24 protein-coding genes and 1 riboswitch are annotated in these 25,908 nt (G+C 67.2%); of the genes, 12 read left to right on the top strand and 12 right to left on the bottom strand.

Annotated features, from left to right (window positions below; all coding sequences use genetic code 11):
• The first annotated feature begins 66 nt into the window (after positions 1–66).
• The 5 genes from Pla108_RS12785 (at position 67) to Pla108_RS12765 (ending at position 4,624) form a co-directional block, all read left to right on the top strand.
• A complete protein-coding gene (locus tag Pla108_RS12785; protein ID WP_146445342.1) occupies positions 67–1,020 on the top strand; it encodes a hypothetical protein in 954 nt (317 codons plus the stop codon).
• Positions 1,021–1,127: 107 nt separating this feature from the next.
• A complete protein-coding gene (locus Pla108_RS12780; protein ID WP_146445341.1) occupies positions 1,128–1,856 on the top strand; it encodes a MotA/TolQ/ExbB proton channel family protein in 729 nt (242 codons plus the stop codon).
• Between the two features lie 232 nt (positions 1,857–2,088).
• Positions 2,089–2,517 (top strand): ExbD/TolR family protein, encoded by a 429-nt coding sequence (locus tag Pla108_RS12775; RefSeq protein WP_231934477.1) that lies wholly within the window; start codon positions 2,089–2,091, stop codon positions 2,515–2,517.
• Positions 2,514–2,987 carry an ExbD/TolR family protein gene (locus tag Pla108_RS12770; protein ID WP_146445340.1) on the top strand — a complete coding sequence of 158 codons (474 nt, stop codon included), beginning with the start codon at positions 2,514–2,516 and terminating at the stop codon, positions 2,985–2,987. The genes Pla108_RS12775 and Pla108_RS12770 overlap by 4 nt, the downstream gene beginning before the upstream one ends.
• Positions 2,988–3,190: 203 nt before the next feature.
• The gene (locus Pla108_RS12765) at positions 3,191–4,624 is read left to right on the top strand and encodes a hypothetical protein (RefSeq protein ID WP_146445339.1); all 1,434 of its coding nucleotides are present in this window, start codon (positions 3,191–3,193) and stop codon (positions 4,622–4,624) included.
• 65 nt (positions 4,625–4,689) lie between these two features.
• Here Pla108_RS12765 and mtnC read toward each other — a convergent pair whose 3' ends face one another.
• The 3 genes from mtnC to mtnB form a co-directional block, all read right to left on the bottom strand.
• A complete protein-coding gene (mtnC, locus tag Pla108_RS12760; protein WP_197526522.1) occupies positions 4,690–5,409 on the bottom strand; it encodes an acireductone synthase in 720 nt (239 codons plus the stop codon).
• 170 nt (positions 5,410–5,579) lie between these two features.
• Positions 5,580–6,176 carry a 1,2-dihydroxy-3-keto-5-methylthiopentene dioxygenase gene (locus tag Pla108_RS12755; RefSeq protein WP_146445337.1) on the bottom strand — a complete coding sequence of 199 codons (597 nt, stop codon included), beginning with the start codon at positions 6,174–6,176 and terminating at the stop codon, positions 5,580–5,582.
• A gap of 101 nt (positions 6,177–6,277) precedes the next feature.
• On the bottom strand, positions 6,278–6,934 hold the full coding sequence (mtnB, locus tag Pla108_RS12750; protein WP_146445336.1) for a methylthioribulose 1-phosphate dehydratase: 657 nt from the start codon (positions 6,932–6,934) through the stop codon (positions 6,278–6,280).
• Between the two features lie 367 nt (positions 6,935–7,301).
• Between mtnB and glgA the strand changes: the two genes are divergently transcribed.
• The 3 genes from glgA to Pla108_RS12735 all read left to right on the top strand — a co-directional run bounded on the left by glgA (position 7,302) and on the right by Pla108_RS12735 (position 12,182).
• Complete coding sequence (gene glgA / locus Pla108_RS12745) at positions 7,302–8,783, top strand: glycogen synthase GlgA (RefSeq protein ID WP_146445335.1); 1,482 nt, start codon at positions 7,302–7,304, stop codon at positions 8,781–8,783.
• Between the two features lie 85 nt (positions 8,784–8,868).
• Entirely contained in the window at positions 8,869–9,759 is an 891-nt protein-coding gene (locus tag Pla108_RS12740; protein WP_197526521.1) for a DUF4931 domain-containing protein, read from the top strand.
• A gap of 224 nt (positions 9,760–9,983) precedes the next feature.
• Positions 9,984–12,182, top strand: coding sequence for an alpha-amylase/4-alpha-glucanotransferase domain-containing protein (locus Pla108_RS12735; protein WP_146445333.1), 2,199 nt, complete (start codon positions 9,984–9,986; stop codon positions 12,180–12,182).
• Between the two features lie 82 nt (positions 12,183–12,264).
• On the opposite strand, the gene bioD is transcribed toward Pla108_RS12735, so the two are convergent.
• A complete protein-coding gene (gene bioD, locus Pla108_RS12730; RefSeq protein ID WP_146445332.1) occupies positions 12,265–12,990 on the bottom strand; it encodes a dethiobiotin synthase in 726 nt (241 codons plus the stop codon).
• Positions 12,991–13,091: 101 nt separating this feature from the next.
• Complete coding sequence (locus Pla108_RS12725) at positions 13,092–13,961, bottom strand: shikimate dehydrogenase family protein (RefSeq protein WP_146445331.1); 870 nt, start codon at positions 13,959–13,961, stop codon at positions 13,092–13,094.
• A 116-nt stretch (positions 13,962–14,077) separates the two neighbouring features.
• On the opposite strand from Pla108_RS12725, the gene Pla108_RS12720 reads away from it, so the two are divergent.
• Both Pla108_RS12720 and Pla108_RS12715 read left to right on the top strand, forming a co-directional pair.
• Positions 14,078–14,959 (top strand): hypothetical protein, encoded by an 882-nt coding sequence (locus tag Pla108_RS12720; RefSeq protein WP_146445330.1) that lies wholly within the window; start codon positions 14,078–14,080, stop codon positions 14,957–14,959.
• Positions 14,960–14,992: 33 nt separating this feature from the next.
• Positions 14,993–15,832 carry a hypothetical protein gene (locus Pla108_RS12715; protein WP_146445329.1) on the top strand — a complete coding sequence of 280 codons (840 nt, stop codon included), beginning with the start codon at positions 14,993–14,995 and terminating at the stop codon, positions 15,830–15,832.
• Positions 15,833–15,937: 105 nt separating this feature from the next.
• On the opposite strand, the gene Pla108_RS12710 is transcribed toward Pla108_RS12715, so the two are convergent.
• The 6 genes from Pla108_RS12710 to Pla108_RS12685 all read right to left on the bottom strand — a co-directional run bounded on the left by Pla108_RS12710 (position 15,938) and on the right by Pla108_RS12685 (position 20,969).
• On the bottom strand, positions 15,938–16,717 hold the full coding sequence (locus Pla108_RS12710; protein WP_231934475.1) for a class I SAM-dependent methyltransferase: 780 nt from the start codon (positions 16,715–16,717) through the stop codon (positions 15,938–15,940).
• A complete protein-coding gene (locus Pla108_RS12705) occupies positions 16,707–16,928 on the bottom strand; it encodes a DUF5522 domain-containing protein (protein WP_146445328.1) in 222 nt (73 codons plus the stop codon). Before Pla108_RS12705 ends, Pla108_RS12710 begins: the two co-directional genes overlap by 11 nt.
• Complete coding sequence (locus tag Pla108_RS12700; RefSeq protein ID WP_146445327.1) at positions 16,928–17,770, bottom strand: hypothetical protein; 843 nt, start codon at positions 17,768–17,770, stop codon at positions 16,928–16,930. Before Pla108_RS12700 ends, Pla108_RS12705 begins: the two co-directional genes overlap by 1 nt.
• Positions 17,770–18,585: a hypothetical protein gene (locus tag Pla108_RS12695; protein ID WP_146445326.1), complete on the bottom strand. Its 816-nt coding sequence runs from the start codon at positions 18,583–18,585 to the stop codon at positions 17,770–17,772. The genes Pla108_RS12700 and Pla108_RS12695 overlap by 1 nt, the downstream gene beginning before the upstream one ends.
• Complete coding sequence (locus Pla108_RS12690; RefSeq protein ID WP_197526520.1) at positions 18,582–19,400, bottom strand: DUF1559 family PulG-like putative transporter; 819 nt, start codon at positions 19,398–19,400, stop codon at positions 18,582–18,584. Before Pla108_RS12690 ends, Pla108_RS12695 begins: the two co-directional genes overlap by 4 nt.
• Positions 19,401–19,562: 162 nt before the next feature.
• Positions 19,563–19,824, bottom strand: a riboswitch (cobalamin riboswitch).
• 62 nt (positions 19,825–19,886) lie between these two features.
• Positions 19,887–20,969 carry a permease gene (locus Pla108_RS12685; protein ID WP_146445324.1) on the bottom strand — a complete coding sequence of 361 codons (1,083 nt, stop codon included), beginning with the start codon at positions 20,967–20,969 and terminating at the stop codon, positions 19,887–19,889.
• Positions 20,970–21,166: 197 nt separating this feature from the next.
• Between Pla108_RS12685 and Pla108_RS12680 the strand changes: the two genes are divergently transcribed.
• Together Pla108_RS12680 and Pla108_RS12675 are read left to right on the top strand one after the other, a co-directional pair.
• Entirely contained in the window at positions 21,167–22,618 is a 1,452-nt protein-coding gene (locus Pla108_RS12680; RefSeq protein ID WP_146445323.1) for a hypothetical protein, read from the top strand.
• 231 nt (positions 22,619–22,849) lie between these two features.
• Complete coding sequence (locus Pla108_RS12675) at positions 22,850–23,827, top strand: DUF1559 domain-containing protein (RefSeq protein WP_146445322.1); 978 nt, start codon at positions 22,850–22,852, stop codon at positions 23,825–23,827.
• Between the two features lie 285 nt (positions 23,828–24,112).
• Here the strand turns inward: Pla108_RS12675 and Pla108_RS12670 are convergent, their stop codons facing one another.
• On the bottom strand, positions 24,113–25,903 hold the full coding sequence (locus tag Pla108_RS12670; RefSeq protein ID WP_197526518.1) for a DUF3592 domain-containing protein: 1,791 nt from the start codon (positions 25,901–25,903) through the stop codon (positions 24,113–24,115).
• Positions 25,904–25,908: the final 5 nt, after the last annotated feature.

Raw genomic sequence — 25,908 nt, 5'->3', positions numbered from 1 at the left:
CCCGGAGTAAGCACGCAACGCGTCGCTCTTGGACCGCATCCCTGTCGGCTGCTACGCTCGACCGATATGCCCGTCGAAGCCGACCGCCGCGCCACCGCCTTAGCCTGGGGGACTTCGCTAGCGGTCCACACGCTGCTGTCGGCGGGGGTCTTTTATTACGGCTCGCAGGGCGGATCCGAAGCGGGGGGCGACGCCCCCACCCGCGAAATCGGCGTCGTGTTGCGGCAGTCGGAGCAGCCCCCCTCGCCGTTCGAGTCGGATTCGCTCAGCGACGCCGACACGCCCGTGCCGGTCGAGATCGCGCCCATCGAACCGTCGCCGACCGAGTCGGTGTCGCTGTCGCCGAGCCCGTTTAGCGAGTTGCTCGAGCAACTCGTCGAGCCCAAGGACCCCGGGGCGGGTCCCCAAGCGTCGCCCGGCGGCGCCAGCGCGCCGGCGCCGCCCCCGTCGGGTGGCGGGCGCCCGAAGCTGCCGATCGGCCAGGCCCGCGTCCCGTTCCTCGGCGTCGAGGGGGTCGGCTCGCGATTCGTCTACGTGCTCGACCGTTCGACCAGCATGCAGGGCGGCCCGCTCCGCGCGGTCAAGGCGCACCTCGTGGCGAGCCTCGACGCGATCGGCCCGCCGCAACAATTCCACATCCTGTTCTTCAACACCCGGGTCTCGGCGCTCGACCTGACCGGTGGCCAGAACCGGATCGCCTTCGGCACCGACGAAAACAAACGCCGGGCCGCCAAGTACGTGCTCAGCGTCACCGCCGACGGCGGCACCGAGCGCAAGGTCGCCCTCGAAGAGGCGATTGCGTTCCGGCCCGACGTCATCTTCTTCCTCACCGACGACGACACGCCGATGACGGCCAACCAGCTCGACCAGATCGTCGACGAGGCGTCGGGCGCCGTGACGATCCACACGATCGAGTTCGGCAAGGGCCCCAACCACGGCCGCCGCAACTTCTTGGGCGAGCTCGCCGCGCAAACCGGCGGCCAGCACGCCTATGTCGACACGACGAGGCTCCCTCGCTAGCGTCGCCAACCCGTCCCGCCGCCTTCGCGCGTCGGCATGGATGCGTGAGACTGCAGGCTTGCTTCTCGGCCCGTCGGCTACGCCACCACCCCTTCGCTCAGAGCCCTATGCCTCACCCGCCCTTCGCCGACGCCGCTTGGGCCTGGCAGCTCGTCACCTCGGGCGGCGTCGCCGGCATGGCGCTCCTGGGCGTGCTGCTGCTACTGTCGCTGGGGGCGCTCGCGCTCGCGGTTGAACAGTTGGCGACGCTGCGACTCGCCCGCCACGCGCCCGAGGGGCTGGGGACGCGCGTCCGTAAGCTCCTCGAGAGCGGCGACCTGCCCGCCGCCCGGCAGGCCTGCGCCGACGGGGGGATGCTCGGCGAGGTCGTCGCCGCGGCGCTCGACGAAGCGACCGAACTTGCCGCTTCTTCCGAGCCGGCCTGGCCCGCGGTGGAGAAAGCGATGGAAGACGCCGCCGAGGCGGCGGCCTCGCGTCTGTTGCGGCGGATCGATTACCTCGCGGTGATCGGCAACCTGGCGCCAATGGTCGGCCTGCTCGGCACCGTGGTCGGGATGCTGTTCGCCTTCCGCGAGGTCGCCGCTACGCAGGGCGCCGCGACCGCCGCGGAGCTCGCCGGCGGCATCTACGAGGCGCTGGTCACGACGGTCGGCGGACTGCTCGTGGCGATCCCCGCGTTGGGCGTTTACGCCGTGCTCCGTAACCGTGTCGACGCGATTGCCGCGGAGGTGATCGCCCAAGCCGAGTCCGCGACGCGGCCGCTGAAGCGGGCCCTATCGACCGCGGCGCCCACTAGGCTGCAGCGCCCCCCCGCGACGAATCCGAGCGTCACCTGATGCGAAATCGCAACAACCACGCCACCGCCCCGCTGATCCCCCTCCCTTCCAGGGAGGGGCTAGGGGAGGGTCGGCGCTGTCCGCAACCGAAAAACTCCTTAAGCCGATTGTGGTGCGAACCCCTGCGGCTTCGCAACCACGACTCCGATCGACGCCGATTACCCTCCCCTAGCCCCTCCCTACGAGGGAGGGGGATTGTTGGTGGCCTTCTCTCGCTGGCGGGAGGCCCGTAGTGCGTTGTCGCGTCGGCAAATCGAAGTCGCACGGCGTCGAGCCGAACATGACGCCGATGATCGACGTCGTGTTCCTGCTGATCATCTTCTTCCTCGTGAGCAGCCATCTTGCGCGACGTGAGAGCCGCCTGGCGCTCGACCTGCCGAGCGCCGCGACGGGGGAGGCGGACGACGATCCGTCGCCCCGGCTAACGATCAACGTCGACGCGGGCGGCGCGTTGTCGCTCGGGGCGGCGTTGGTCACGGTCGACGATCTCGTCACGCGACTGCAAGCGCAACAGGCGACCGAGGGAGGAGTTTTGCGCGTGCGGCTGCGTAGCGACCAGGCGGCGCCCTACTCCGCCATCGAGCCGGCGCTCGCCGCCTGCGCCGAGGCGGGCGTCGAGGACATCGCGCTGGCGGTCTACGGCAAGGAGCGGCGGCCATGAAGGTCCCCACGCACCGCCGCTTGGTCGGCGCCAACCCGATCGCCACGGCGATGACGCCGATGATCGACGTCGTCTTCTTGCTGCTGGTCTTCTTTCTCTGCACGGCGTCGTTCGAAGAGCCCGAACAGAACCTCGCGGCGAGCCTAATCGTTGCTACGGAGACGCCAGGGGCGGGTTCGGCGTCAACCGCGCAGCCCGAGCTAGAAGACGTGACAATCGTCGGCGCCCTGCGGGGCGAAGCCACCACTTGGACCGTCAACGGCGGCCGCCAGACGGCCGACCTGTCGGAACTCACCGCGCTACTCAGCCAGCTGGCCGCCATCGACCGTAGCCTGCCGGTGACGATCGACGCCGGCGCTGCCGTGCCGATGCGCGACGTCGTTGGCGCGTACGACGCGGCTCGCGCGGCGGGGTTCCAACGCGTGCTCCTCGCCGCCGACGCGTTTCCCACGGCGGAGAAATCGCCATGAGGTTTGACCAATCCCCCTCCCCCACGGGGGGAGGGGATAGGGGAGGGGGTACGGCATCTGGCTGGGGGCGCCTCGGTGTAACGCTGCCTTTTGCCCGAGCGGCTTGTGCTGAACGTAAGCTCCTGAACGCGTTAACCCCTCCCCTAGCCCCTCCCCTGAAAAGGGAGGGGAAAACTTGCCGCATCGTTTCGATACTGCTGTCGTTGGCTTGTAGCGCCGCCGCGCAGTCTCCGCTCGACGCCGACCTCGACCGCGCCGCCGCGGGCTTCGAACGCGCCGCTACCGAGGCGCCCGACGAGGTCGAGACGCTCGCCGCCGCCGCGGGCGCGCACTACCAGGACGGCCATGTCGATGAAGCGGTTGCTGCGCTCGATCGGGCGGCGGCGCTCGCCTTTCGCGCGGGAGCGACGGGTCGCTCCTTCGAACTGTCACTGACCGCCGCCGAGGCGCTCCGTTCGCAGGGACGGCTCGCCGACGCGGCTGAGCGGTTCCAGCAAGCCGCCCTCCGCAATCCCCGCGACCCCCGCGCCGCCGCGGCCCACGCCACCGCGATCGAAGCACTCGGCGCGACGCTCGATCCGGCGCGACCCGACCAACTCGCCGCCTACGCCAAGCTCCTCGAACAGCACTTGGCGACCTGGTCCGACGCCCCGACCGCCCAAGCGGCCCGCTGGGGCCGGGTTGAACTCCTCGCCCGTCGGCGGCAGTGGGAGCCGTTGCTCGACGCTCTGGCGCAAATCGACGCCGGCGATCCTCATTACGAAAGGTCGCGCGAGCTACTCGTCGCCGCGCATGCCGGATGCCTCGCTGAGGAGCCGTCGAAGGAACGACTCATGACGGCGTGGAACGATCTGCAGCCGCTTATTTTTGTGAATCCGACGAAGTGGCCCGATGCGTGGACGCCGCTCCAGCGAGAGGCGGCGTTGACGCTCGCCCGCGGCGCGCTCGAGAGCGATGCGGACGGACTCGAAAACGCCCGACGGCTCTTGCGGCAGGCGCTCGCCGCGCGCCCGCTGCCCGACCCGGCGTGGGAACGCCGCGCCGCAGTGACCCTCGTCGTCTCGTCGCTCGCCGCCGGCGACTCGGGCGAGGCGGCGAAGGCGATCGAGTCGGCCTACCCCGGCCCCGCCGACGAACGCCGCCAACTCCTCGAAACAACGCACCGGCGGTTGCTCGCGCGGGCGGGGTCGTTGCTCGACGAGGCGGATCGCCTTGAGCGGAGCGTCGTGGCGCTGGAAGGTGGCGAAGGCGATGGCGTCGGGGCCGCCGCGGCCCTCGCCGACGCCGGCCGCGACGCCGACGCGCGGCGACTCTACGAGCGGCTCGCCGCCGAGCGGCCCGACGACCGCGGCGTGCAGGTCGCGTACGCCCGGCTGCTCGCTCAGAGCAAAGACGCCGCCGAGCGCGCCGCGGCGCTGGCCCGGTGGCGGGCGATCGAGTCGCGCAGCAACGCGGGCTCCGACGACTGGTTCGAGGCGCGGCTCGCCCGAGTGCGGCTGATGACAGAATTAGGCCAACACGGCGACGCCCGCAAACTGCTCGCGATCACGCGGCTGCTCGAGCCGACACTCGGCGGCGACAAGCGGCGTGCGGAGTTCGACGAACTATCGAAGATGCTCGGAGAAGCGTCGCGCTGAGTCCGACGGCGAGCCCTCGACGTCAGTCGAGGGAGGGAAGCGGGTACACGGCGCCCTCCCCCGACTTACGTCGAGGGCTCGCCTACGGTTTCGAGGTCGATCTCGGCAAACGACTCGATCGCCGTGTGCGGTGGATCAACGGTGGTTGGCTCGGCGTTGCCCGGGCGGTTCACGAGGGCCGTTTGCATCCCGGCGGCGCGGGCCGCTTCGAGCTCTTCGGTCACGTCGCTGAGGAACAGAATCTCGCTCGGCGCGAGGCTCCAGTCGGCGGCGATCGCGGTGTAGCTCGGCGCCTCGCGTTTGGGGCCGGTGGTCGTGTCGTAGTGCCCGCTAAACGAGGGCGACAGGTCGCCCGCCTCGGTGTGGCCGAAGAAGAGCCGCTGGGCGTGGATGCTGCCGGACGAGTAAACCCGCACATCGACGCCCGCCTCGCGCCAAGCGGCGAGCGCCGGCGGCACGTCGGCGAAGACGTGCGCTTGCAACTCACCAGAGCGGAAGCCGGCTTCCCAGACGAGGCCCTGCAACTGCTTGAGGCCGGTCGCCTTCACGTCGCCGTCCATTAGGCGCTCGGCCTCCGCGACCAGCTCAGCGGGGGACGCCAGTTCGTGGCCCGCATCGGCGGCGAATTGCTCCCGCACCGCAGCGAACGACTCGTCGGCCCAGTGCGCAGTGACGTACGCCTCGATCCCCCGCCGGGCGAAGGGGAACATCACGTCGTAGACGTAGGCGACCGCCGAGGTCGTCCCCTCGACGTCAACCAGTACGCCCCGACCTGTGAATTGCACGCTGATCTAGCTCATCTGAGGAAGAGAAACCAACAAGGAGCGAAGAAGCGTTGTCTGCCCACGAATCACACGAATCGGCACGAATCCTCTTCCAATTCGCGTCCATTCGTTTAAATCGTGGGCGGCTTATCTTTTCTTCTTCGTGTCCTTGGTGGTTCAAATAAAACTGACTACAGCCGCACCGGGCCGTCGCCGAGGGCGGCGGAGCCCGCTTCGGCGGTGAGGAAATTCGGGCCCCAGCAGACGGGCGGGTGCTCGACATGCACGCCGTCGTCGATGTACTCCGGAGTCCAGCCGCTGGTCTCTTGGAACAGGCGGATGCAGCGGATCGTGCGGTCGTTGCAGAGGTGGAACCAATGCTTGGTGCCCTGCGGCACGTTGATCAGGTCGCCAACGCCAACCTCGATGGCGAACACCGGGTCGTCCCCCGCGGGGTTGATCCAAAAAACGCCGTGGCCGCGGACGGTGAAGCGGACCTCGTCCTCGGAGTGGGTGTGCTCCTTGTCGAACTTCGTGAGCATCGCGTCGAGGTTCGGCGTCTCGGGCGAGACGTTGATCACGTCGGCTGTCACGAACGAGCCCGCCCGCTTGAGGCGTTCGATCTCGGGCTCGTAAGCGGCGAGGATCTCCTCGGCGGTCGCGTCGTCGCCGATGCGGCCCTCGACTTCCCAGCGCTCGTGCCAGATGCCGTAGGGCTTGAGGAACGCGCCGATCTCGGCGGGGTCGTCGATCTGGGCGCCAGTGGCGGGGACTTTGACGGTGGCCATAGCAGAGTGCCCAAAGGATAGGAGCTAAGAGAACGGGTTGCTGCGATCGGGCGGCGAGTCGCAGGGCGTCAGCCCGCGGAGGAACTGCGTACCGGCGTATTCTACAGTTTGAGCCGTCGCCCTTCGCACTCGAACAAGAATTCGAGCGCCTCGACGCAGGCGCGGGCGCTGTCGAGCTGGTCGGCCCAGGTGTAGAGGCCGTGTTTGTTGATCAGGAAACCGTAGCGGACGGCGTCGTCGCCCGCCTTGAGGCGATCGCTCAATTCGGCGGCGAGGGCGTCGATATCCTGCGTGTTGGGGAAAATCGCGATATCGACCGCCGTGTCGTGCGTCTTGATCCCCGGCAGCGCCTTAAGCATCTCGTAGCCGGCGAGGGTGACGACCCCCTCCGGGCCGTGAATATCGGAGAGCAGCGTCCCCCAGACCGAGTGGGTATGAACGATCGCCCCGGCGCCGGCGTCGCGGGCCAGGACCACGTGCAGCATCGTCTCGGCCGACGACTTGAGCGCGTCGGGCTCGACGGCGCCGCCCGATTCGTCGATCAGCACGAAATCGTCGGTGGTGAGCCGGTCTTTGTGCTTGCCGCTAGCGGTGACGAGCAGCCGGAGCGGGTCGGCCGACAGGCGGACGCTGTAGTTGCTGCTGGTGGCCCGGGACCAGCCGGCGGCGTGCATCTGGGCGCCGATCGCGACGAGCCCCTCGGCGGCGGCGAGCCGGGCGGCGGGCGAAATCTCGGCGGCAGCGGTGGCGGAATCCATACGCCTATGGTCGCAAACCGCTACGCACCCGCCAAGACGCCAAGAGGGCTAACACTCGCTCGCTTTTCGACAGGATTTACATGATCAGCAGGATGACGGCGCGATACCGATCCTGTTGATCCCGTTTATCCTGTCTCGATTCGTGATTTGTTAGCGCCAGGCGGTTCCGATTGCGCCGGTCGGGTCGGCCGTTCGGCGCGGGGACCCGCACCAAAGGGTTTGGCAAACCGGAACGACTGCATAAGATTCGTCGGTTGGGTCGATTTCTCTTCTACGCTCCCCGCCTTGGACCCCGAGGCGACGCCCGGAAGGCTGACCGATCGGTCGGCCCTCCGGCTCACGTGTTCCTTCGCTGGACGGCCGCGCTGTGAATATCTTTTTTGCGACGACCGAGGCGGTCCCGTTCTGTAAGACGGGCGGCCTGGGTGACGTGTGCGGCTCGCTGCCGGTGGCCCTGGAGGGGCTCGGCGTCCGGCCGACGCTGTTCCTCCCGGCGTTCCGCCAGGCGTTGGAATCGGGGCAACCGATCGAGCCAACGGGCGTCCATTTCGAGATCCCCATCGGCCGCAAGCGGGTCGTCGGCGAGTACCTCCGCAGCACGCTCCCCGGCAGCAACGTGCCGGTCTACCTGGTCGAGCAGCACGGCTACTTCAATCGGCCCGGGCTGTATCGCGAAGCGTCGGGCGACTACATCGACAACTGCGAACGGTTCGTCTTCTTCAACCGGGCGGTGCTCGAGGCGCCGGCGCTGCTGGGGCTCGATGTCGACGTGATCCACTGCCACGACTGGCAGTCGGGGCTGATCCCCACTTATCTGCAAACGCTGTACGCCGATCGGCCTTCGCTCGAGAACGTCACGACGCTCTACACGGTCCACAACCTGGCCTACCAGGGGAGCTTCTGGCACTGGGACATGGAGCTTACTGGCCTCGGTTGGGAGCACTTCAACTGGCAAGAGCTCGAGTTCTACGGGCGGATCAACTTCATGAAGGCGGCCCTCTCGCAGGCCACCATGCTGAGCACGGTGAGCCCGCGCTACGCCCAGGAGATCCAAGACCCGCCGATGAGCTGTGGCCTGGAGGGCGTGCTGCGCCACCGCCACGCCGACTTGGCGGGCGTGCTGAATGGCGTCGATTACGGCGCCTGGAACCCGGCCCACGACGCCTTCTTGCCGACGACTTACGGCGTCGATGACTACGCCGCCGGCAAGGCGGTCTGCAAACGCGCCTTGCAGCAGGAGATGGGCCTGCCGATCCGCGACGACGTGCCGCTGCTGGCGAACATCGGCCGCCTGGCGGACCAGAAAGGTTTCGACCTGATCTCGGACGTCATGCCGCGACTCGCCGAGTCACTCGAAGCCCAGTGGGTGCTCCTCGGTACGGGCGAACCTTACTACGAACAGATGATGCAGCGGCTGGCGGCCGAACACCCCGAGCGCGTCGCGGTCCGGGTCGGCTTCTCGAACGACCTGGCCCACCGCATCGAGGCGGGCGCGGACATGTTCCTGATGCCCAGCCGCTACGAGCCGTGCGGGCTCAACCAGATGTACAGCCTCAAGTACGGCGCGGTGCCAATCGTCCGCGAGACGGGCGGCCTGGCCGACACGATCACCGACGCCACCGAGACGACGCTCGGCAATGGCACGGCCAACGGTTTCTCGTTCGCCGACGCCTCGGCCTACGCCCTCTCGAACGTGATCGACCGGGCCGTGCGGGCCTATCGCCGGCCCGACGTCTGGCGGCAGATCGTCCAGACCGGCATGCAACAGGACTGGTCTTGGGACCGCAGCGCCCGGCAGTATGTCGAGCTCTACGAGCGGACGATGGCCAAGGCGCCGGCGATGGCGTAGGGTCCGCTGTGCGGACCGCCCTTGAGACTTTCCGCAGCGTTTGAGCGTTGCCGCTTTTATCGTCCGCCCCGCGGACTCGACTACGTTGTCCTGGCGCTACGACCCACTGAGTGATCGAACCGTCCGGATCGCCCCGCGGCGGGCGGAGCGGCCGAGTGACTTTGGCGCCGATCACGCCGAGCGTCGCTGCCCTTTCTGCGCCGGCGCCGAAATCGACACGCCCCCCGAGGTCGACCGCGTCGCTGACGCCGCCGGCGGGTGGCTCGCCCGGGTCGTGCCGAACCACTACCCGGCGGTCGAGGGCGCCGACGGGGTTCAGGAGGTCGTTGTCGAATCGCCCCGCCACGTCCGGCGTTTCGTCGAATTGACGGCGGCCGAGGCGGCCGCGGCGGTGACCGCCTGGGCGCGGCGATTGATTTACTGGCGCGGCGAAGGACGCTTCGACTACTCGTTGGTGTTCAAGAACGAGGGCCGCGCCGCCGGCGCGTCGCTCGCACACGCCCACAGCCAAGTGATCGCCCTGCCCCAGACGCCCGCGGCCTGCGTCAATCTCTGGCGTGGTGGGATCGTCAGCGAAGAGTCGATCGCCTGGGAGGACGCCGCGTGGCGGGTTGTCTCGCCGCCGGCGCCCCGCTTCGCCTACGAGTGCTGGCTACGGCCAACCCGCCAGGCGCCGACGCTCAGCCAACTCGCCAGCGGCGACGGCGCTCAACGCTTGGCACAATTGCTGCAGTGTGTTGTCGAGGCGGCGACCCACTCGGCCCGCTGCGATGCGTACAATCTGATCGTTCAGACGCCGCCGGCGTCGCTCGCCACAGGAAGGGAGGCCGATTGGTGGATCGAAGTCGTGCCACGATCGTCTGGGATTGCCGGCCTCGAGCTCGCGACCGGTCTCTGGACCAGTCCCGTCGCGCCCGAAGAAGCGGCCCGAGTTCTGGCGAAATCGATCGCCACCCCGATTACTACCGACCAATGACTCTGCGGACTAGGCAAACCGCGAAGGCCCCGTCCGCCCTGCCGGTCGTCCGGCCTGGCCGGTGGAAATCACCCGAATTATCCGGATGTGCTAGCGGCGCCGCGTGGACGGCTTACGTCGTCGTTCGCTACCATCGCGGTCATGCCGGCGGACTTTGTCGGTCGAAGACGACCTAGGCGCGACGCCCCCACCCCCAAGTTCCCGCTACCCCTGAAGCGTCTGTGATGAGCCAACCGCTACGGCTAGTGCTGGTGCTGCACAACCACCAACCGATCGGCAACTTCGATGGCGTCATCGAACAGGCCTATCAGGACAGCTATCTGCCGTTTCTCGACGTGTTCGAGGACTACCGTGGGCTGCCGATTGGTCTGCACACCAGCGGCTCGCTGATCGAGTGGCTCGAGCAGCACCGGCCCGAGTACCTGCACCGGCTGGCGCGGCTCGTTGCGGAGGGCCGAATCGAGATCCTCGGCGGGCCGTTCTACGAGCCGATCTTGACGATGATCCCCAGCCGGGACCGCGTCGGGCAGATCCGCGCCTACAGCCAGTGGCTCACCGAGCGTCTGGGCGCCCGGGTGCGTGGCATGTGGATGCCCGAACGGGTCTGGGAGCAGTCGCTCACGCGCGACCTCGTCGAGGCGGGGATGGAGTACACCATCCTCGACGACTTCCACTTCAAGAACGCCGGCTGGACCGAGCACCAGCTGCACGGCTACTACCTGACCGAGGAAGACACCCGCCTGCTGTCGGTCTTCCCCGGCAGCGAGAAGCTGCGCTACACGATCCCCTTCGCCGAACCGCACGAGACGATCGACTACCTGCGGCAGGTCCACGAGCGTCAGCCCGGCGCGATCGTCCTGTTCGGCGACGACGGCGAGAAGCTCGGCACGTGGCCCGACACCAAGGACCACGTCTACAAGCACGGCTGGCTGCGGCGGTTCTTCGACGCGTTGCAAGAGAACAGCGACTGGCTCAAGGTCACGACTCCCGCCGAGGCGCTCGACTCGATCGGCCCGCTCGGGAAGCTCTATATCCCCGAGTGCAGCTACCGCGAAATGACCGAGTGGGCGTTGCCCGCCGCGCAGCAGAACTGCTACCACGACGTGGCCCACGAACTGCAGGACGCCGGCAAGTGGGAGGGCATCTCCGAATTCGCCCGCGGCGGGTTCTGGCGGAACTTCAAGGTCCGCTACCCCGAAACGAGCGACATGTACGCCCGCATGCAGATGATCAGCCGCCGCCTCGCCGAGGTGCAGGCCGACGCCTGCCGGCGTGACGACGCCGAGCCGTGCCGCACCCTCGACGCGGCCCGCACCGAGCTCTACCGCGGCCAGTGCAACTGCAGCTACTGGCACGGCGCCTTCGGCGGTGTCTACCTGCCCCACCTGCGGCACGCGGTCTACAACCACCTGATCGCCGCCGAGAACCTGCTCGACCAGCGCGAGGGACGCGGCGTCGACGGCGCCGACTGGGTCGAACTCGACACGGCCGACTACAACCTCGACGCCCGCCAAGAGGTGCGCCTCGCCTCGAACCGCTTGGTCGCCCTGCTGACGCCGTCCGACGGCGCCGAGCTGTACGAGCTCGACGTGCGGTCGATCTGCCTGAACGTGGCGGCGACGCTCGCCCGCCGCGAAGAGGCGTACCACCGCAAGGTGCTCGCCGGCCCCGACCAGACCGGTGGGGACGTCGCCAGCATCCACGATCGCGTCGTCTTCAAGCAGGAAGGCCTCGATGAGATGCTGCAATACGACGACCGGCCGCGTCGCAGCCTCACCGACCACTTCTACGACCTCGACGTCTCGCGCGACGCGGTCTCACGGAGCGAAGCCCGCGAGGCGGGCGACTTTGTTGGCGCCACGTACGAGACCAAGCTCCGCCGCAAGCCCGAGCGGATGCAGGCCCTCTTCACCCGCGAGGGGCACGTCGATGGCTGTCCCGTGCGGCTCACCAAAGGCGTGACGCTCGACGCGGGTGGCGCAACCCTCGAGATCGCCTACCTGCTGGAGGACCTGCCGACCGATCGGCCGCTGCACTTCAGCACCGTGATCGATCTGGCCGGCCTCCCCGCCGGCGCCGACGACCGCTTCTTCCACTTCGGCAACGGCGAGTCGATCGGCCAGCTCGGCGTGCCGCAAGACTTCAAGGACATCGAAGAGCTGCACCTAGTGGATGGCTGGCTCGGCCTCGACATGGGCCTCACCAGCGACCGGCCGACGTCGATCTGGACCTACCCGATCTCGACGGTCAGCCAAAGCGAAGGGGGCTTTGAGCTGGTCAACCAGTCGATCGTGGTCCAGCCGCACTGGATCCTGCAGGGCGACGACCAGGGCCGCTGGAGCGTCACGCTCCGCCTGACGGCCGACACGTCCGCCGCCGAAGGCCGCGCGGTCGAGCACGCCACTGAGATGGCGTCGGTGTGACAGTTAACGAAGTAGGGAACGCCCTCCGTGGCGTTCCGCGAAGTGGGTATCCGGGGTCACGGAACGCCACGGAGGGCGTTCCCTACAAGGCTTGCCAATTAACGGCTCGGTCAATCCCGCCAGCCCACTTCACGCAGCCCAGCAGCGGCGGCCCCACGCGTTCGTCGAGCTCCGCGGCGTTCGTCGCCCGGCTCGCGTCGCCGGTCGGGGCGACGTCGTTGAGCACCACGCCGGCGACGCGGAGTTCTTTCCCCGGACGGAGCGAGTCGATCACGCTTGCCGTGATTACCGTCTGCAGCGTGTCGTTGATCACGCCAAGCCGATTCGCCGCGACCACTACCAGCGGCAGGCCGAGATCGATCGCCAAGTCGGCGTTGTAGTCGTCGTCCGACAGCGGCGACATCAACCCGCCGGCACCCTCGACCAAGACAAAATCGAACGCGTCGCGCCAGACGTCGTACCCGCTCCGCAGTAACGCGGCGTCAACGCGGCGCCCTTCTTCGCGGGCGGCCCGGTGCGGGGCGAGCGGCGCCGCGAAACGCTGGGGGCAGACCGCTTCGAGCGACAACGGCCGGCCGGCCGCTTCCCAGAGCGCCACTGCGTCGTTAGAGACCAGCGCGTCGTCAGAGACCAGCGTGCCGCCCTCCTGGTGACAGCCGCTCGCCGCCGGCTTGTAGACGCCGACCCGCACGCCTTCGGCGACGAGTTGGCGTGCAATCAACGCGGTGACATAGGTCTTGCCGACCTCGGTGCCGGTTCCGGTGATGAAGAGGCCGCGGTTCAACGGTCCAACTTTTATGTTAGCCATGGGGTCCCCCTCCCCCTGGTGGGGAGGGGTTAGGGGAGGGAGAAAGCGGGTACCAGGGTTCTTCACCCCTCCCCGACCCTCCCCATCAAGGGGAGGGAGTTTTACACCCCCAAGAACTCTTCGGCGGCGTCGCGGAGCACGGCGCGGTCGACCTCGAGGCCCGTCCACGCCTCGACCGCTAGCGCCGTCTTCGCTACCAGCACCGGCAAGCCGCCGATCACCGTCGCCCCGCGGCCGGCCGCCGCCAGTTGCAAAGGGGAGCGGTTCGAGCCGATCCCCAAGTCGATGACGACGTGGGAATCGTTCAGCTCGGGAGCGATCACCTTGGCGATCCGTTCGTTGTCGCTCTTGGGCCACGAGGCGGTTGAGACGACCCAATCGACGTGGTCGGGCAGGTCGAGCCAGTCCCCTTCCCACGCCAACGGCCGGACCTCGCACGCTAGCGAGTCTTTCGGCGCGGCGTCGCTCCGCTGCGTCTGGGCGGCGAGCACCACGGCGGCGGCCCGGTCGGACGACGCGTCGGCGACCGCCACCAGCGCCGCGCCGCACTCGACCAGCACGTCGGCGATCGACGGCGCTGCGCCGCCGGCGCCGAGCAGGACGACTCGCTTGCCGGTCGGGTCGCCGAACTCGGCCAGCGCCTCGACGAGCGCAGGGCCGGTCGCGTCGTCTCCCTGCAGGACGCCGTCGTGCCGTGTCAGATGGGTGATCCGGCCGGTCCGTCGGGCGCGTTCGGTCCGCGACGCGATCGCCGGCGGCTTGTCGGCGAGCGTCCCCCGGAGCCGCACCCCGGCGAAGCCGAGCGCGTCGGCGCCCGCCAGCGCCTCGGCGAGCCGATCGGCCGCGGTCTCAAAAGAGAGGAATCGCCAATCGAGCCCCAGGTCGTCCAGGGCCCGCTCGATCATGAAGTGCGTCGGGTCGCCGCCGACCGACTCGCCGATAAGGCAGCACTTTTCGAGGAGGTTGGACACAGACGGCAGGGGGCGACGGACTCGTGGACGGTGGTGACGGCCGGGCCCTCAATTCTCGCTGCCCGCGGCCCCGACCGCAACGCGCCGCCCCGGCCCCGACCGGTTAGCATGGCGGGATGCTCCCCGAAAGCTATCGCCGCCTCTGGCGCCGCCGCCTCCGCCGGCGGCCGCTGCTACCGTGGCTGGGGCTGATCCTCGTGGCCTTCAACGGCTTGTTCATCCTTGTTGTGAGAACGAATGACCGACTCGATTTTGTCCGCGATAGCGTGTTTGGGATCGGGGTTGCTCAGCTAGGACTTGCGTCCCGTTGGATCACCTACTCGCGGCGATTGACTTGGGCGCGTCTCGCCGTCGTGATGCTGGTGATCCCGCTACTGCTAGCCATCGCGTTCCCCATGGAACGCAGCAACCGGCTATCATTATGGGCGAGTGCGGTCATTTCGGTTTTTTTCGTCGTCGCGGCGACGCTGCTGCTGCTTCGGATAATTCCTGTCGCCGCCGCGGGAATCGAGCATAGCGTGCGGTGGATTGCCAAGCGGATAACGTGCCCCCACTGTGGGGCTCCCTACGCCGTTCCGAAACCGTCGCAGCCAGAACTCAAGGGCCGCCGCTTCCGGCTAACGATCCTCGGCATCCTTAGAGTCACCACGACCGTCGCCTTCATCACCGCCATTGGCGTCAACACCGAGATCGATCGGATCTATGGAGGGCCGAAAGCGGCGTTCGGTTTCCTTGCCTTCTGCGCCATCTTTCCCGCCGTCGTCGCTACGTATCGTCGATTTCGAAGCAAACTCCTGCGGGTGGTTGCTACGGTCGCCGTCGTTTTGGTCGTATCGTCTCTGTTGAGCTTCCCGCGGACCTACCTTGAATCGCTGATCTTCTGTTCGGCGATCGCCGTCGGCTCGCACGTTGGGCTCTGGTTGTCGCAAGCCCGCCCACCCGCTACGTCGCTATCGAAGAGACCGGCGCCCCGGCAGGACTTGCCGCATCCGCCTTAGCGGAGCCGAGCCCGGCGCGGTTACGATAGGGCGATGCTCTCCGAGTCCCACCGCCGCCTCTGGCGCCGCCGCCTACGCCGGCGGCCGCTGTTGCCGTTCTTGCTGGCGGCGTTCGTGGCGGTGGATGTCGTCGCCTTGAATTTGGGCGGCGCCTCGGTGAGCGATTGGGTTGAATTGGCCGTTCTTGCTCTGTTCGGAGCCCAACTCAGCTTACTGGCGATCTGGACCACCCACTCGTTGCGAGGTTGGGCGCCGCGACTCACCATCACCTCCGCGCTGCTACTGACGGCGATTGGGCTCGTCGAACAACCGGGCGAAGAGGACTATCTGCGGCCCGTTGTCTTTCCGATCTTCGCTTTGACCTGCTTGGGCGTGATGGTTGCTCGCTGGTTGGCGTCCGCCGCCGGGCCCACCACGATCTCGCCGCGTCGAAGTCGGTTTGGGATTGCGACGATCCTCTGGGCCACGCTTGTCGTAGCGATCTTGATCGCCGCGCTACGGGACGTGGAATGGGGCTACCTGCTGAGTCCGCTGATCCTCTTGCTGAGCGTCGCTGAAGCAGCGCTGGCGGTGGCGATTTCTTATCTCAATCGGCTCTGCCCGCGGGGAAGAAAACGCTGGATCGCCCTCATCGGCGCGCCTTCCGTCTGCGTGCTCGGCGCTACGTACCTTGCGATGAAGCCGCGTGGCGGTCCTCCGATAGCTCCTAGGCCGGAAGACTTCCTTCCCTACTACGCGATGCAAGCGCTGATCACCGGTGCCTCCCTCATGGCCCTCACGCCGAAACTCTTCAAACGCTCTTCGGAATCGGTTGACGATGAGAAGGCAGAGCCCGAATCGCTCGAACCGACAAAGCTGGATGTCTCGATTTGATCCGTTTGCGATTGGTCGGACAGACGCCTGTTTTTTTGCGGCGAATCGAGACGGCTGGCGCCTCTTTCGGTCGCTCCCTGACGGTCGCGGTTCGTCATTAGCTAATTAGCTGGTACGCCGCGCTAGAATCCGCACGTAAGGCGCTACGAAGTGGCTGCGGCGGCCGTGGTCGCCGGGCTCGGCGGTGTGCGACGGCTCGCTGAGATCTTCGATAACGAAACCCGCGCGGCAGAGACCGCCGATGAGCTCTTCCCAGCGGTGCAGAAACTCCAGCGTCCCCGGCTCGCGGGTGCGGCACGGCTCGGCGGTGGGGAGCGGGCCGTCGTGGTAGTACGGCGTCTCGAGCGACAACCGCCCCGGGAACTCGAGCTTCGCCGCCGCCTGCAGGCTGGTCGGCGTCTTGTGCTGCGACACATAGACGCCGCCGGGCCGCAGCACCCGCGCCACTTCGCGATAGACGGGCGCCACGTCGGGCACGTAGCAGGTGCTCACCGGCTGAACGACCGCGTCGAATTCGCCGTCGCCCAGCTCCGACAAATCATCCATCGAAGCACGACACAGACGCAGGCGGTAGCCGCGGTTCGAAGCAACAACGCGATCTTTCTCGAGCATCGCCTCGCTGACATCGACCACGGTGACCTCCATCCCCGCCGCGGCGTGGAGCGGCCCCTGTCGGCCGCCCCCCGCCGCGAGGCAAAGCACGCGCTTACCAACAACCGAGCCACCGAGCCCGCGCCGCAGCCAACCGTCGGGGTCAATCGCCCGTAGCGGCTCGGCAAACTCCGTGTCGCCCGCTGGCTGCGTGAGAGCGGCGCCGCTAGCCACCAAGTCGTTCCACGCTTGGCGGTTCCGTTCGATCGCGGTGCGACGGGGATCAAGCTCCATGCGGTGATTGTAGCCCGGGGACGGCGTCAATCGGCGCGCCGCCCGCGGCTAGCGCCGACGGCTCAACCTGGCGGTAGGGGCAATGTCGGCAACCGTTGTCGCAGCACACGCCACGCCGAGCGAGGAACGCCGCCGTGAAGACGACGCCCCCGCGTTCGACGTAGTAGTCGGCGCCCGGCTGCAACGCATTGCGCTGCGTCGCGTCAGGCATCAACGCCCCCGCCTGAACACGGGGAGCGTCGCGAGCGCGACGAGCAGCAGTGAGGTTGGCTCGGGCGTAGCGCTGACATCGGCGAAGCCGTCGATCTCGGGGGTGAACCCTGAACCGCTCGCATTCGTGACGCGGACATAACTTACCGACGACAAGCCGTAAGCCCCGATGTCGATCCCTGCGCCACCGCCCGACCCGCCGTACCCCGCCACGAGGGCCTCGGCGCCGAGTCCGTTTGGGTTGAAGGCGGGATCGACTGGCAGCGTGAAGTCCGCCAACACGCCGCCCGGCGAGGCGGGAAAGAAGTCGGTCGTATCGGCGTATCCGTTGGTCGGGTAAAGGCCGTCCGCGTCGAGGTTGGTGACCGTATCCCAGTTCACCCCGTCGGCGCTGATGGCGAGGATTCCCCCTTCGGTGTCGACGCCCGTGACGGTTGTCGCCGCGTCGAAATTGTAATCGCTCGTTAAAAAGAACGCGTTGCCGAAGACCAGCAGGTCGATTCCGAACGGATTGAGCGGGTCGTCGGTAACCGGTTCGTCGAAGGCGACCACGAGGGTTCCGCCATCCCCGAGGGCGACCACTTCCGTCGGATCGGTTGGCGCGCTGAAGGGCGACACGACGTAGCCGCCGAAGGCGACGCTCTGGCGGGTCGGCATGCCGAGGGCGGCGTCGGCGACATCAAACAGCACCGGCGGGTTGCTTCCGAAGACGGCCGGCACGCCGGTCCCAGGGTCGTAGCTCACCACCCGATCGGCCCACGGGTCGGCGGCGAGCGCGGTCATGCCGCCCACGGGGAGGGCGATCAGCGGAACGATCAAACGGAAGCACAGCGGGGTCTTCATCAGGCTCTCTCGAGGTGTAAATAGTTCGTCAGCAGGGGTAACAAGAGAAGTAGTAGGGTTGCTGGCTCGGGGATCGAAACGGCGCCGTCCGATCCGTACGCCATAGCCCAGAGGGTGTAGTCGATTGCCGGCCCTTCGGCGTCGCGCCAGACCGTGTAGTCGGCGGCGTCGATGCGTCCGTCGTTGTTGAAGTCACCCGCGATGGTGGCGGGCTCGGCGGCGGACAGGTTTTGCGGAAACTCGTCCGCGTTGAGCGTCACGGCGATCGCAAAGCCGTGCCAAGCGCCATCGACGAGCGGCTGCGACGACGGCCCGTAGCCAGTGGTCGCCCAGACGGGCCCCCCCGCGGCGGAGGCGCCAACCGCGTAGTGCCAGTAGGCGTCGTTCCACCCTTCACGGTAGAGGTCGATGCCCCCAATCGCCGTGGCGCCGTCGGCGTTGGAGAAGCTCGCGTTGGCGATCCCGTCGGCGTCGAAGAGGGTCCCGTCGTCGATGGCGAACTCGCCGTCGTCGTCGCGGTCGTAGCCCAGCCCCAGGGTGGCGACACCGAGCCGGTTGGCGCCGAGCTTGGCGAACAGCCGCTCGTCGGCGGCGATCACGTCGCGCAGCATGGTCTCGCCGACCGCCTCGCCCTCCCAGCGGTATCCCCAGACGAGCGCCTCGTCGTCGTTCGTGGCGCCGTCCCAGTCGATCGCCAGCGCGGCGTGGTGGGCGCCCTCGCCGATCCAGTAACGGATGTCGTCGAACGACTGAAGCGGTGCGGATTGCGCCGCGACCGCGATCGAACCAATCATCACGGCAATGAGGGGTCTCATGGCGTCACCTCACCACCAGCCCGGGTGAGCCAGGCGTTGAGTTGCGCTTGCGGTGTCTCGCTGGCGAGCCACTGGACGTGCCCGTCGCAAAACACCCCCAAGGCGCCGCCGGGGTGCGGGCTGCCCAGGTCGCCCCCTAACACCGACGCGGCGTTGATCGGCGCCGTTGATTCCTGCGCGAAAACGTTGTGGCCGTTGGTCCACACCGTGTCCGCGGTGCGGCGCTCGAGCACCTCGGCGACCGCCAGCGTGTGGGCGAGGCCGTCGGTGATGTCGGCGAGTTGGATCGGAGTGTCGTAGACCAGCACGCCGAAGTTCTCTTCGTCGATGCCGCTGCCCGAGCCGGCGCCGACGCCTTCGACGCCGAACACGCCGCCGTAGTCGGTGTAGGCGCAGCCGCGCCAGCTCCCCGTTGGTTCGATCTGTTGCGGTTCGGGCTCGCTTGGGCAGAGGAACTCTTCAACGACGATGGCGACCGCCCGGTTGGCGACGTCCTTCGCCGGCAGGGTGTCGTCGTAGGCGTCGGCTAGCGAGTGGCGTTCTAGGTGTGGCAAGAGCCGCGTGTTCCACGAGGTGAGCTTTCCGGCCGGGAACGAGCCGCATCCCTCACAGCCAATCGGTAGCGCGTCGCGTCCATCGGCATAGCCCTGCAGCGCCAGCCCGATCTGCCGCAGGTGGTTCTGACACGCCGTGCGGCGGCTCGCTTCGCGGGCCGATTGCACCGCCGGGAGCAGCAGCGCGACGAGGCCGCCGATGATCGCGATCACCACCAGCAGTTCCACCAGCGTGAAGGCGCGCAGCGGCGCCCCTCGCATTGTTCGCTTGCACTTGGCCCACATCAGCGGCACGGCTGAAATCTCACACCGTGTTACCCCGGTGCGCACCGCCAGCCTGTCATGCGTAAAAAACGCAAGGAGAGACTGAAAGCGCACCAGCGCAACACGCACCTACCCGACGCGGGGGCCTTCCCTCGAAGCCTCCGCAGCCACGTGTTGGTAGGTCTTCTGACTTCCAAGCTCCGTCGGGACCAGCCTTCTCATCCGCTGCCATCTTCGGGACGGCTTAGGACAATGGCATGAAGAGTGGGTCCAACGGGTTCACCCGGCGGTCGCCTCCGAGAAGGCTTGCGGCCGGTGGGCTCGGTTACAGCGGCGGGGCCGTCCCGGAATCACACCGGGTTCCCTGTTACGTCGGCGTCCGCAAGGAGCGGGGCCGACCACCAACACACGAATCAGCCGCGAGCATAGCACCGGCGAGGCGGCGTTGCAAAGCCCTCGGATTTTGCCTGCAAAAACGCGTCTCTAGGGGCACGACGGCGGATTCGCCGCGGCGATCGACTCGTTGCTCGCACAGCAGCCGCCCGCTTTCTTGGGGGCGTTGTGGTCGTGCTCACGCGATGCGGAGAAGTCCCGCGCCGCGCACCACGCGACCCACGCCACGAGCATTCCGGCGGCGACCGAACGCCACCAGTCGGCGGCGTGGGCGTGGTCGTGCGCCAGCGTCGCCACCGTTGGTAGGGCCGCGCCAGCGAGCCAAGCTTCGTAGATTAAGCCGCCGACGATGCTGCCGACGACGATCACCAACAGGTACGCCACCAGCGCCCGCCAGCCGAGGCCGCGGTAGACGGCGCCGATGGTCGCTGCGTTGGTGGCGGGTCCCGCCATCAGGAAGACGATGACCGCCCCCATCGGCAGGCCGGCGGCGACCAGCGCCGCGGCGATCGGCACGCTCGCCGTCGCGCAGACATACAGCGGCAACGACAGCGCCAGCGCGGCGCCCATCGCCGCCGCGCCGCCGTAGGCGCCGATCCCGCCGAGCCAATCCTCGGGAACGAAAAACGTGATCGCCGCCGACAGCGCGACCCCTACCAAGAGCCACTTCCAGATCGAGCGGATGAGTTCGTCGGCGTGAACGGCGCCCGCGATCACCCGTTGGAAGAAACTCGGAGCCCCCGTGGCGGGCCTTTCCTTTTCGACGATCGGCAGCGAGAAGCGTTCGGGCGTCGTCGCGTCGGTGAGCCAGCCGCCGACGAGGCCCGTCACCAGGGCGGTCGCCACTTTGAAGAGCGCCAGCGGCCAACCGAGCAGGCCGGCCGTCACGAGGATCGAGTCGACGCCGGTCTGCGGCGTGGCGATGAGGAACGCGACCGAGGCGCCGTCGCTCGCCCCTTGGCGTTTGAGGCCAAGACCGACAGGGATGACGGCGCACGAGCAGAGCGGCAGCGGAATGCCGACCAGGACCGATTTCCAGACCGCCCCGCGGCCGCCGAGCAGCCGGGGCAACAGCCCCTTCGGCAGGAAGGCGTGCATCGCCCCGGCGATCGCGGCGCCCAGGAGCATCCAGGGGGCCAGTTCCAACGTCATCCGCCACATCGCTTCCAGCACAAACGCCTCCTCGGGTTGGTGTTATTCTAGGTCCCTGCAGGGGGGACCGCCGAGCCCACTGGCAAAGCCGACCCCGTTCTGCGGCGAGATTGTCAGACAATTTGGTCCGGCCCGCGCCTCTTCCGAGCGGTGGCGGCCGGAATTCGTTCAACCGAGCAGTTGGCCTTCGTTCACCAGAAAACCTAGCGCCAAAGTGGATGGACCAGCCGACTGTCTCCTTTGCCTGCGGCGCCTGCGGGAAAAAGTTCTCGGCGCCGGCCCGTTTTGCGGGACGCTCCGCCAAGTGCGCGGCGTGCGGGGCGGCGGTCACGGTCCCCGGCAAGCCCGCGGACCCCTTCGCTGACCTGATCGGGTTCGGCTGCCGGCTGTGCGGAACACGGATGCACGCGCCGTCGCGGCACATCGGTCGCAAGGCGAAGTGCCCCGACTGCGAGACCCTGACCGTTGTGCCCGAACGTCCCCCGCCCGCCAAGTCGCGCCGCCCCGGGGCGATGGACGGCGAGCAGTACGAGGTCTATGAGGGGGAGCAACCGCACGGCGTCGACCTGCTGCGGGCGGCGCCGCCAACGGTCTCTTTCACGTGCCGCGGTTGCCAAACGGTTCTGTCTGCGGAGGCCCGCCAAGCCGGCGAGTCGGTCGTCTGCCACGACTGCGGCGCGACGATCCGCGTGCCTACGCCGCGTGAGCCACCACCCCGAAAGGCGGAAGCCGCCGCCGGGCCCGCCGACGACGACTACGACATGGCGGAGGAAGAAGCAGCCCCCGTCACGTCGAAGCAGAGCCTTTTCGACGCATACGTCGCCTCGGCGCCGATCGGCTACCGACGACTCGCTCAACAGGAGACGGACGATCGACGACGGGACGACCTCGACGAAGAGCCCGCGACGAACCAAGGGTGGGGCGTCGGCCTCTTCGCCGGCTGGTGGCGGGCTTTCAGCGCGACCGGCATGCTGCTCGCGTGGTTGGGGCTGACGTTCGGCCTGTTCTTCACCGTGCCGATGGCGGGGACGATTTTTGCCCTGCTGGAGAGCGTCGGCGGAGTCTACGGCTGGATCGGCACCGTGCTGATGATGGCGACCGTCGTCATCACGACGTTCATCTGGGTCGCGGTCGCCTCGGCCATCTTCTGGGCGGTGCTCGACGACGCCGCCTCAGGAGCGCGCCGCGTCCGCGGTTGGCCCTCGATCGACCCGACCGAATGGGGCGTGCCGACGCTGACGCTCGTCCTCGCGGGCGTCGTGTCGGCGATCCCCGGGACGCTCGCCGACAAGCTGTTGCTGAACGCCCTCGATTGGCCTTGGCCGCTCGACTCCACCTGGGGATGGATCGGGTGCGGCGCGCTGCTGACGCTCCCGATCGTGCTGTTGTCGCAGCTCGACGAGGGGTCGCCGTGGTGCGTCGTCTCGCCGCAAGTGCTGCGGACAATCTGGTACGCGCCGGTAACGTGGCTCGCTTTCTTCGCGGTGAGCGCCGGCCTGCAACTCGGCCCGATGTGGCTCGCCACGGCGGCGCTCGACGCGATGGGACCTTGGGCCGTGCTGGTGCTCTGCCCGCTGGAAGTCATCAGCGACCTGGCCTACTTCTGGCTGCTCGGGCGGTTGGCGTGGATCGCCGGCGCAGCGACACCGACGGTCACCGTCGCCGACTAAGGCGGGGCATAGCCGAAAGCGACGCCGTCCGAGTCTAGCGCCTACGGAGGGTACCGCCCAGATCGGTGCGATTTTACACCCTCAGGCCCTCAAGAGGGTCACACCTTACGCACTTGGCGCTGAGCCATCTGGGACCGGATTAGGTCAGGCTGGGGTGGTTTTGGTAAGCTATGGGTGTCTGCCAGAAGGACACTTATCTCTGCCTATTGCCCGGTCGAAAGGGACAGTCTCATGACACCTCATCGTCACGGGATTTCGCTAACTGAGACGCTAGTGGCTATTAGCATCGTGGGCGTACTCCTAGCGATTCTGATTCCAGCCGTTCAAAGCTTTCGGGAAACTGCCCGCCGAGCAACTTGCCAAAATCATCTTCGGCAACTGTCACTCGCAGTTCAAAATCATGAGTCCGCTCACAGCGGCTTGCCAGACCTCTACTACGGGACATTCCTTAAACAACCACGCACGGCAATAGACGAATTCTACTTTCACTCGTGGATGACGGCCGTCCTTCCGCAACTCGGAGAGCAACCGCTTTTCGAGCAGATAGACGTATCGCTACCGGCAACCGATGCGTCGAATCAGTCGGCATTGAATACACCAATCGCGGTATTCGTGTGCCCATCCACGAGCAGTCAGAACCGCATCGTGCCGGACATTTCAGCCTACAACGGTGGTGCTATCTCGACGAAATCTATCGGAACGGCCGCACGGAGTGATTACGAGGCCCTTGTTGGAGTCAATCACAAGCCTTTGTCCGCGGGGAGTGGTGACCTGAGCGGCATCAAGTTCGGACCTTGGGGAGATACACGGTATGACATCAACCGCAAGCCGATTGCTTATCGATCTGGACGACTTGCCGAGGTCTCGGATGGGCTATCAAGTACGATTCTCATCGGCGAACGTGCGGGGCGACCGGATATGTACCGTCGAGGAGAAGCGGCTGACCCCTATCCGTACTCAACTCCAAGTAGAGGAATGGACCTCCATCAGGCAGCCTGGGGAATCAGCACACATATTTGGTGGCTAGTATCTGGCCATGAACAGTCAATCAACGATACAAATGCTACCGGCATCTACAGCTTCCATGTTGCCGGTGCTAATGTAGGCATGGCTGATGGTTCGGTTCGCTTCTTGTCAGAGTCTATGGACCAAGAGGTGCTTAATGCGATGGTGACCCGGTCGGAGGGGGACATCGTTGTGACGGAGTAGAAGCACTGCCAAGGGCATTCTCTAACCTGCACAGGTGGCGTCGTCCTGGGTCATTTGGCGACCAGCTTCCTTATCGCGAGAACGAACGTTTCGGCGATAAGAATCCGTCGATAGAAAGCACGGACTAAGCGGTAAGGATGCTTATCGGAAAAGTCGGTTGAGCGGGTTCACGTCGAAGCCACGTAGCTTAGGGTGTAAAATCGCACCGATCTGGGCGGTACCCTTACAGCTCAAAAAGCACGGCCCATGCTTGAGCCGTAGGTGCTTAGCCTCGGGCGGCGCCACTCATCGCGCCGGCGCATCGATCGACAATGCGTCGGAAGGGGTCGAATCGAGGCCCGCACGCTGGCGTAGCTCGGCGGTCAGCTTCCGCGCCGCCGCCGTCCCGCTCAGACCGCGCAGCAACCGGACCGGCTTGGGCTCACCCAACAGGCGGGCCATCGCGTCCTGGTGACGCTGGTAGTTCCCGCCCGTTTGCGTGGTCGATCCTGTTTGCAGGAAGACATCGCGGACATGCTTCGTTTGGAACTTCCGCCCCTTCCGTGGGAAGCCGCGCCAGCCGCTGCGGACACGCCACTCGTCGCGTGTAACGATCAGCTCCGACTCGGCGAGCCATGTATCGAATGTGGCGTAGAGGAGGATCAGCGAGAAAACCCCGAACGCCGAGCCGCCGATCCACTCGCCCCCGACCAGCAGCCCGATGGCGACGCCGCCGAACAGCAGTAGGAAGAATGTGATCGTCAGCGCCAGGGTAAGGCTCCGCGCCGAACGGGCGAAGTAACGCACCGCGCCGCGCTCCGCCAGCGGCTCGGCGACAATCCCTTCGTCGGCCAGCAGCGAGTCGAGCGGGCGGTCGACTTCGTACTCGCTCAGCGGCTCAAGGCCGACATCGACGCCTTGTTGCGACGCCGCGGTCCGCGCCACCGGGACCTCGAACGAGGCGTCGTAGTCGATCCCCCGCAGCGGCGCCTTCGCCCGCAACGTCCAGGCGATCGATTTGGCGTCGTTCGTCGGCGGGGCGTGGCTCGGGATGGTAAAGACGATCGGCACGCCGACGCGGCCCGGTTCGGCGTCGTCGAGCAGCCGACCGATCTCCCGTTCGTCTTGCCAAACGAGGACCGTCTTCGCGTCCTCGCCGCTCCCTTCCTCACGGGTGCAGGTCAACGTGAGCCGCACGACGCCCGCATCGGCGACCGCGGCCGGCGCGATAAGCACCCCGGTCAGCTTCCCGCCAACGACGCCCGGGACGGTCGCCAGCCGCAGCGTCGATTCGCCGTACTTCCGCCAGGCGAGCCCCAACCGCACGGCCCAAACCGCCAGGGCGACGCCGATCACCGGGAAGCCCAGCACGATCGGGTAAACCCACCACGGCTTCGCTTTTTCGCTACTGAGGAACAGCACCGCCATCGGCCAGCAGAGGCTGTTCCAGAACGCGGCGAAGCCCGCCGCGAAGAAGAACGCCTTGCGGCTCGAGCGGATGACGCCGTCGCCCCAATCCTCGCCCGCCGACAGCGACGCCTCGGACCCGTCGGCGTCTTCGCCCGTTGGGCCAGACGCCTTCGCCGTCGATTTCCACACCGTGTACACCGCCCCGGTGATCAGCCCGAAGCCAATCGCGTTGAAGCAAAGCACAAACGGCAGATGGAAGACGACCGTCACCATCCGCAACTGACGATCGAGCAGCGATTGGGTCGGGTCGCGGGGATCGACGTAGCACGGGACCGTCTTCTCCGCCTTCCAAGCGGCGCGCCACTTGTCGTAGAGCTTGCGGTGGTGCGAGCTGATATTGTCGGCCATCGGACTCAGGCCGACGCGGTCCGACTCGTACGCCTGGCCCGCGTAGCGGTACTGGTACTCGGCGAGGACCTTTTGTGACCCCTCGTCGCCGGATTTTTCTAGCTCGACATGCGTGATCGTGGCGGGAACCGCTTCCCAAGACGACGAAGCCCACGCCAGCCAAAGCATCGACGTGAGGCTCCACGCCATCCAGACGCCGAACGCGGCAAAAGGCAACGCGAACAGCGTCAGGAAGAGGGCGCCGAGGAGCGACTTCACCTTCGACGACGATTTTGACACCGCTG

Origin of the sequence: Botrimarina colliarenosi (assembly GCF_007859955.1) — a bacterium.
GTDB classification, from domain to species: domain Bacteria; phylum Planctomycetota; class Planctomycetia; order Pirellulales; family Lacipirellulaceae; genus Botrimarina; species Botrimarina colliarenosi.
This window is presented reverse-complemented; position numbering and strand designations above follow the sequence as displayed.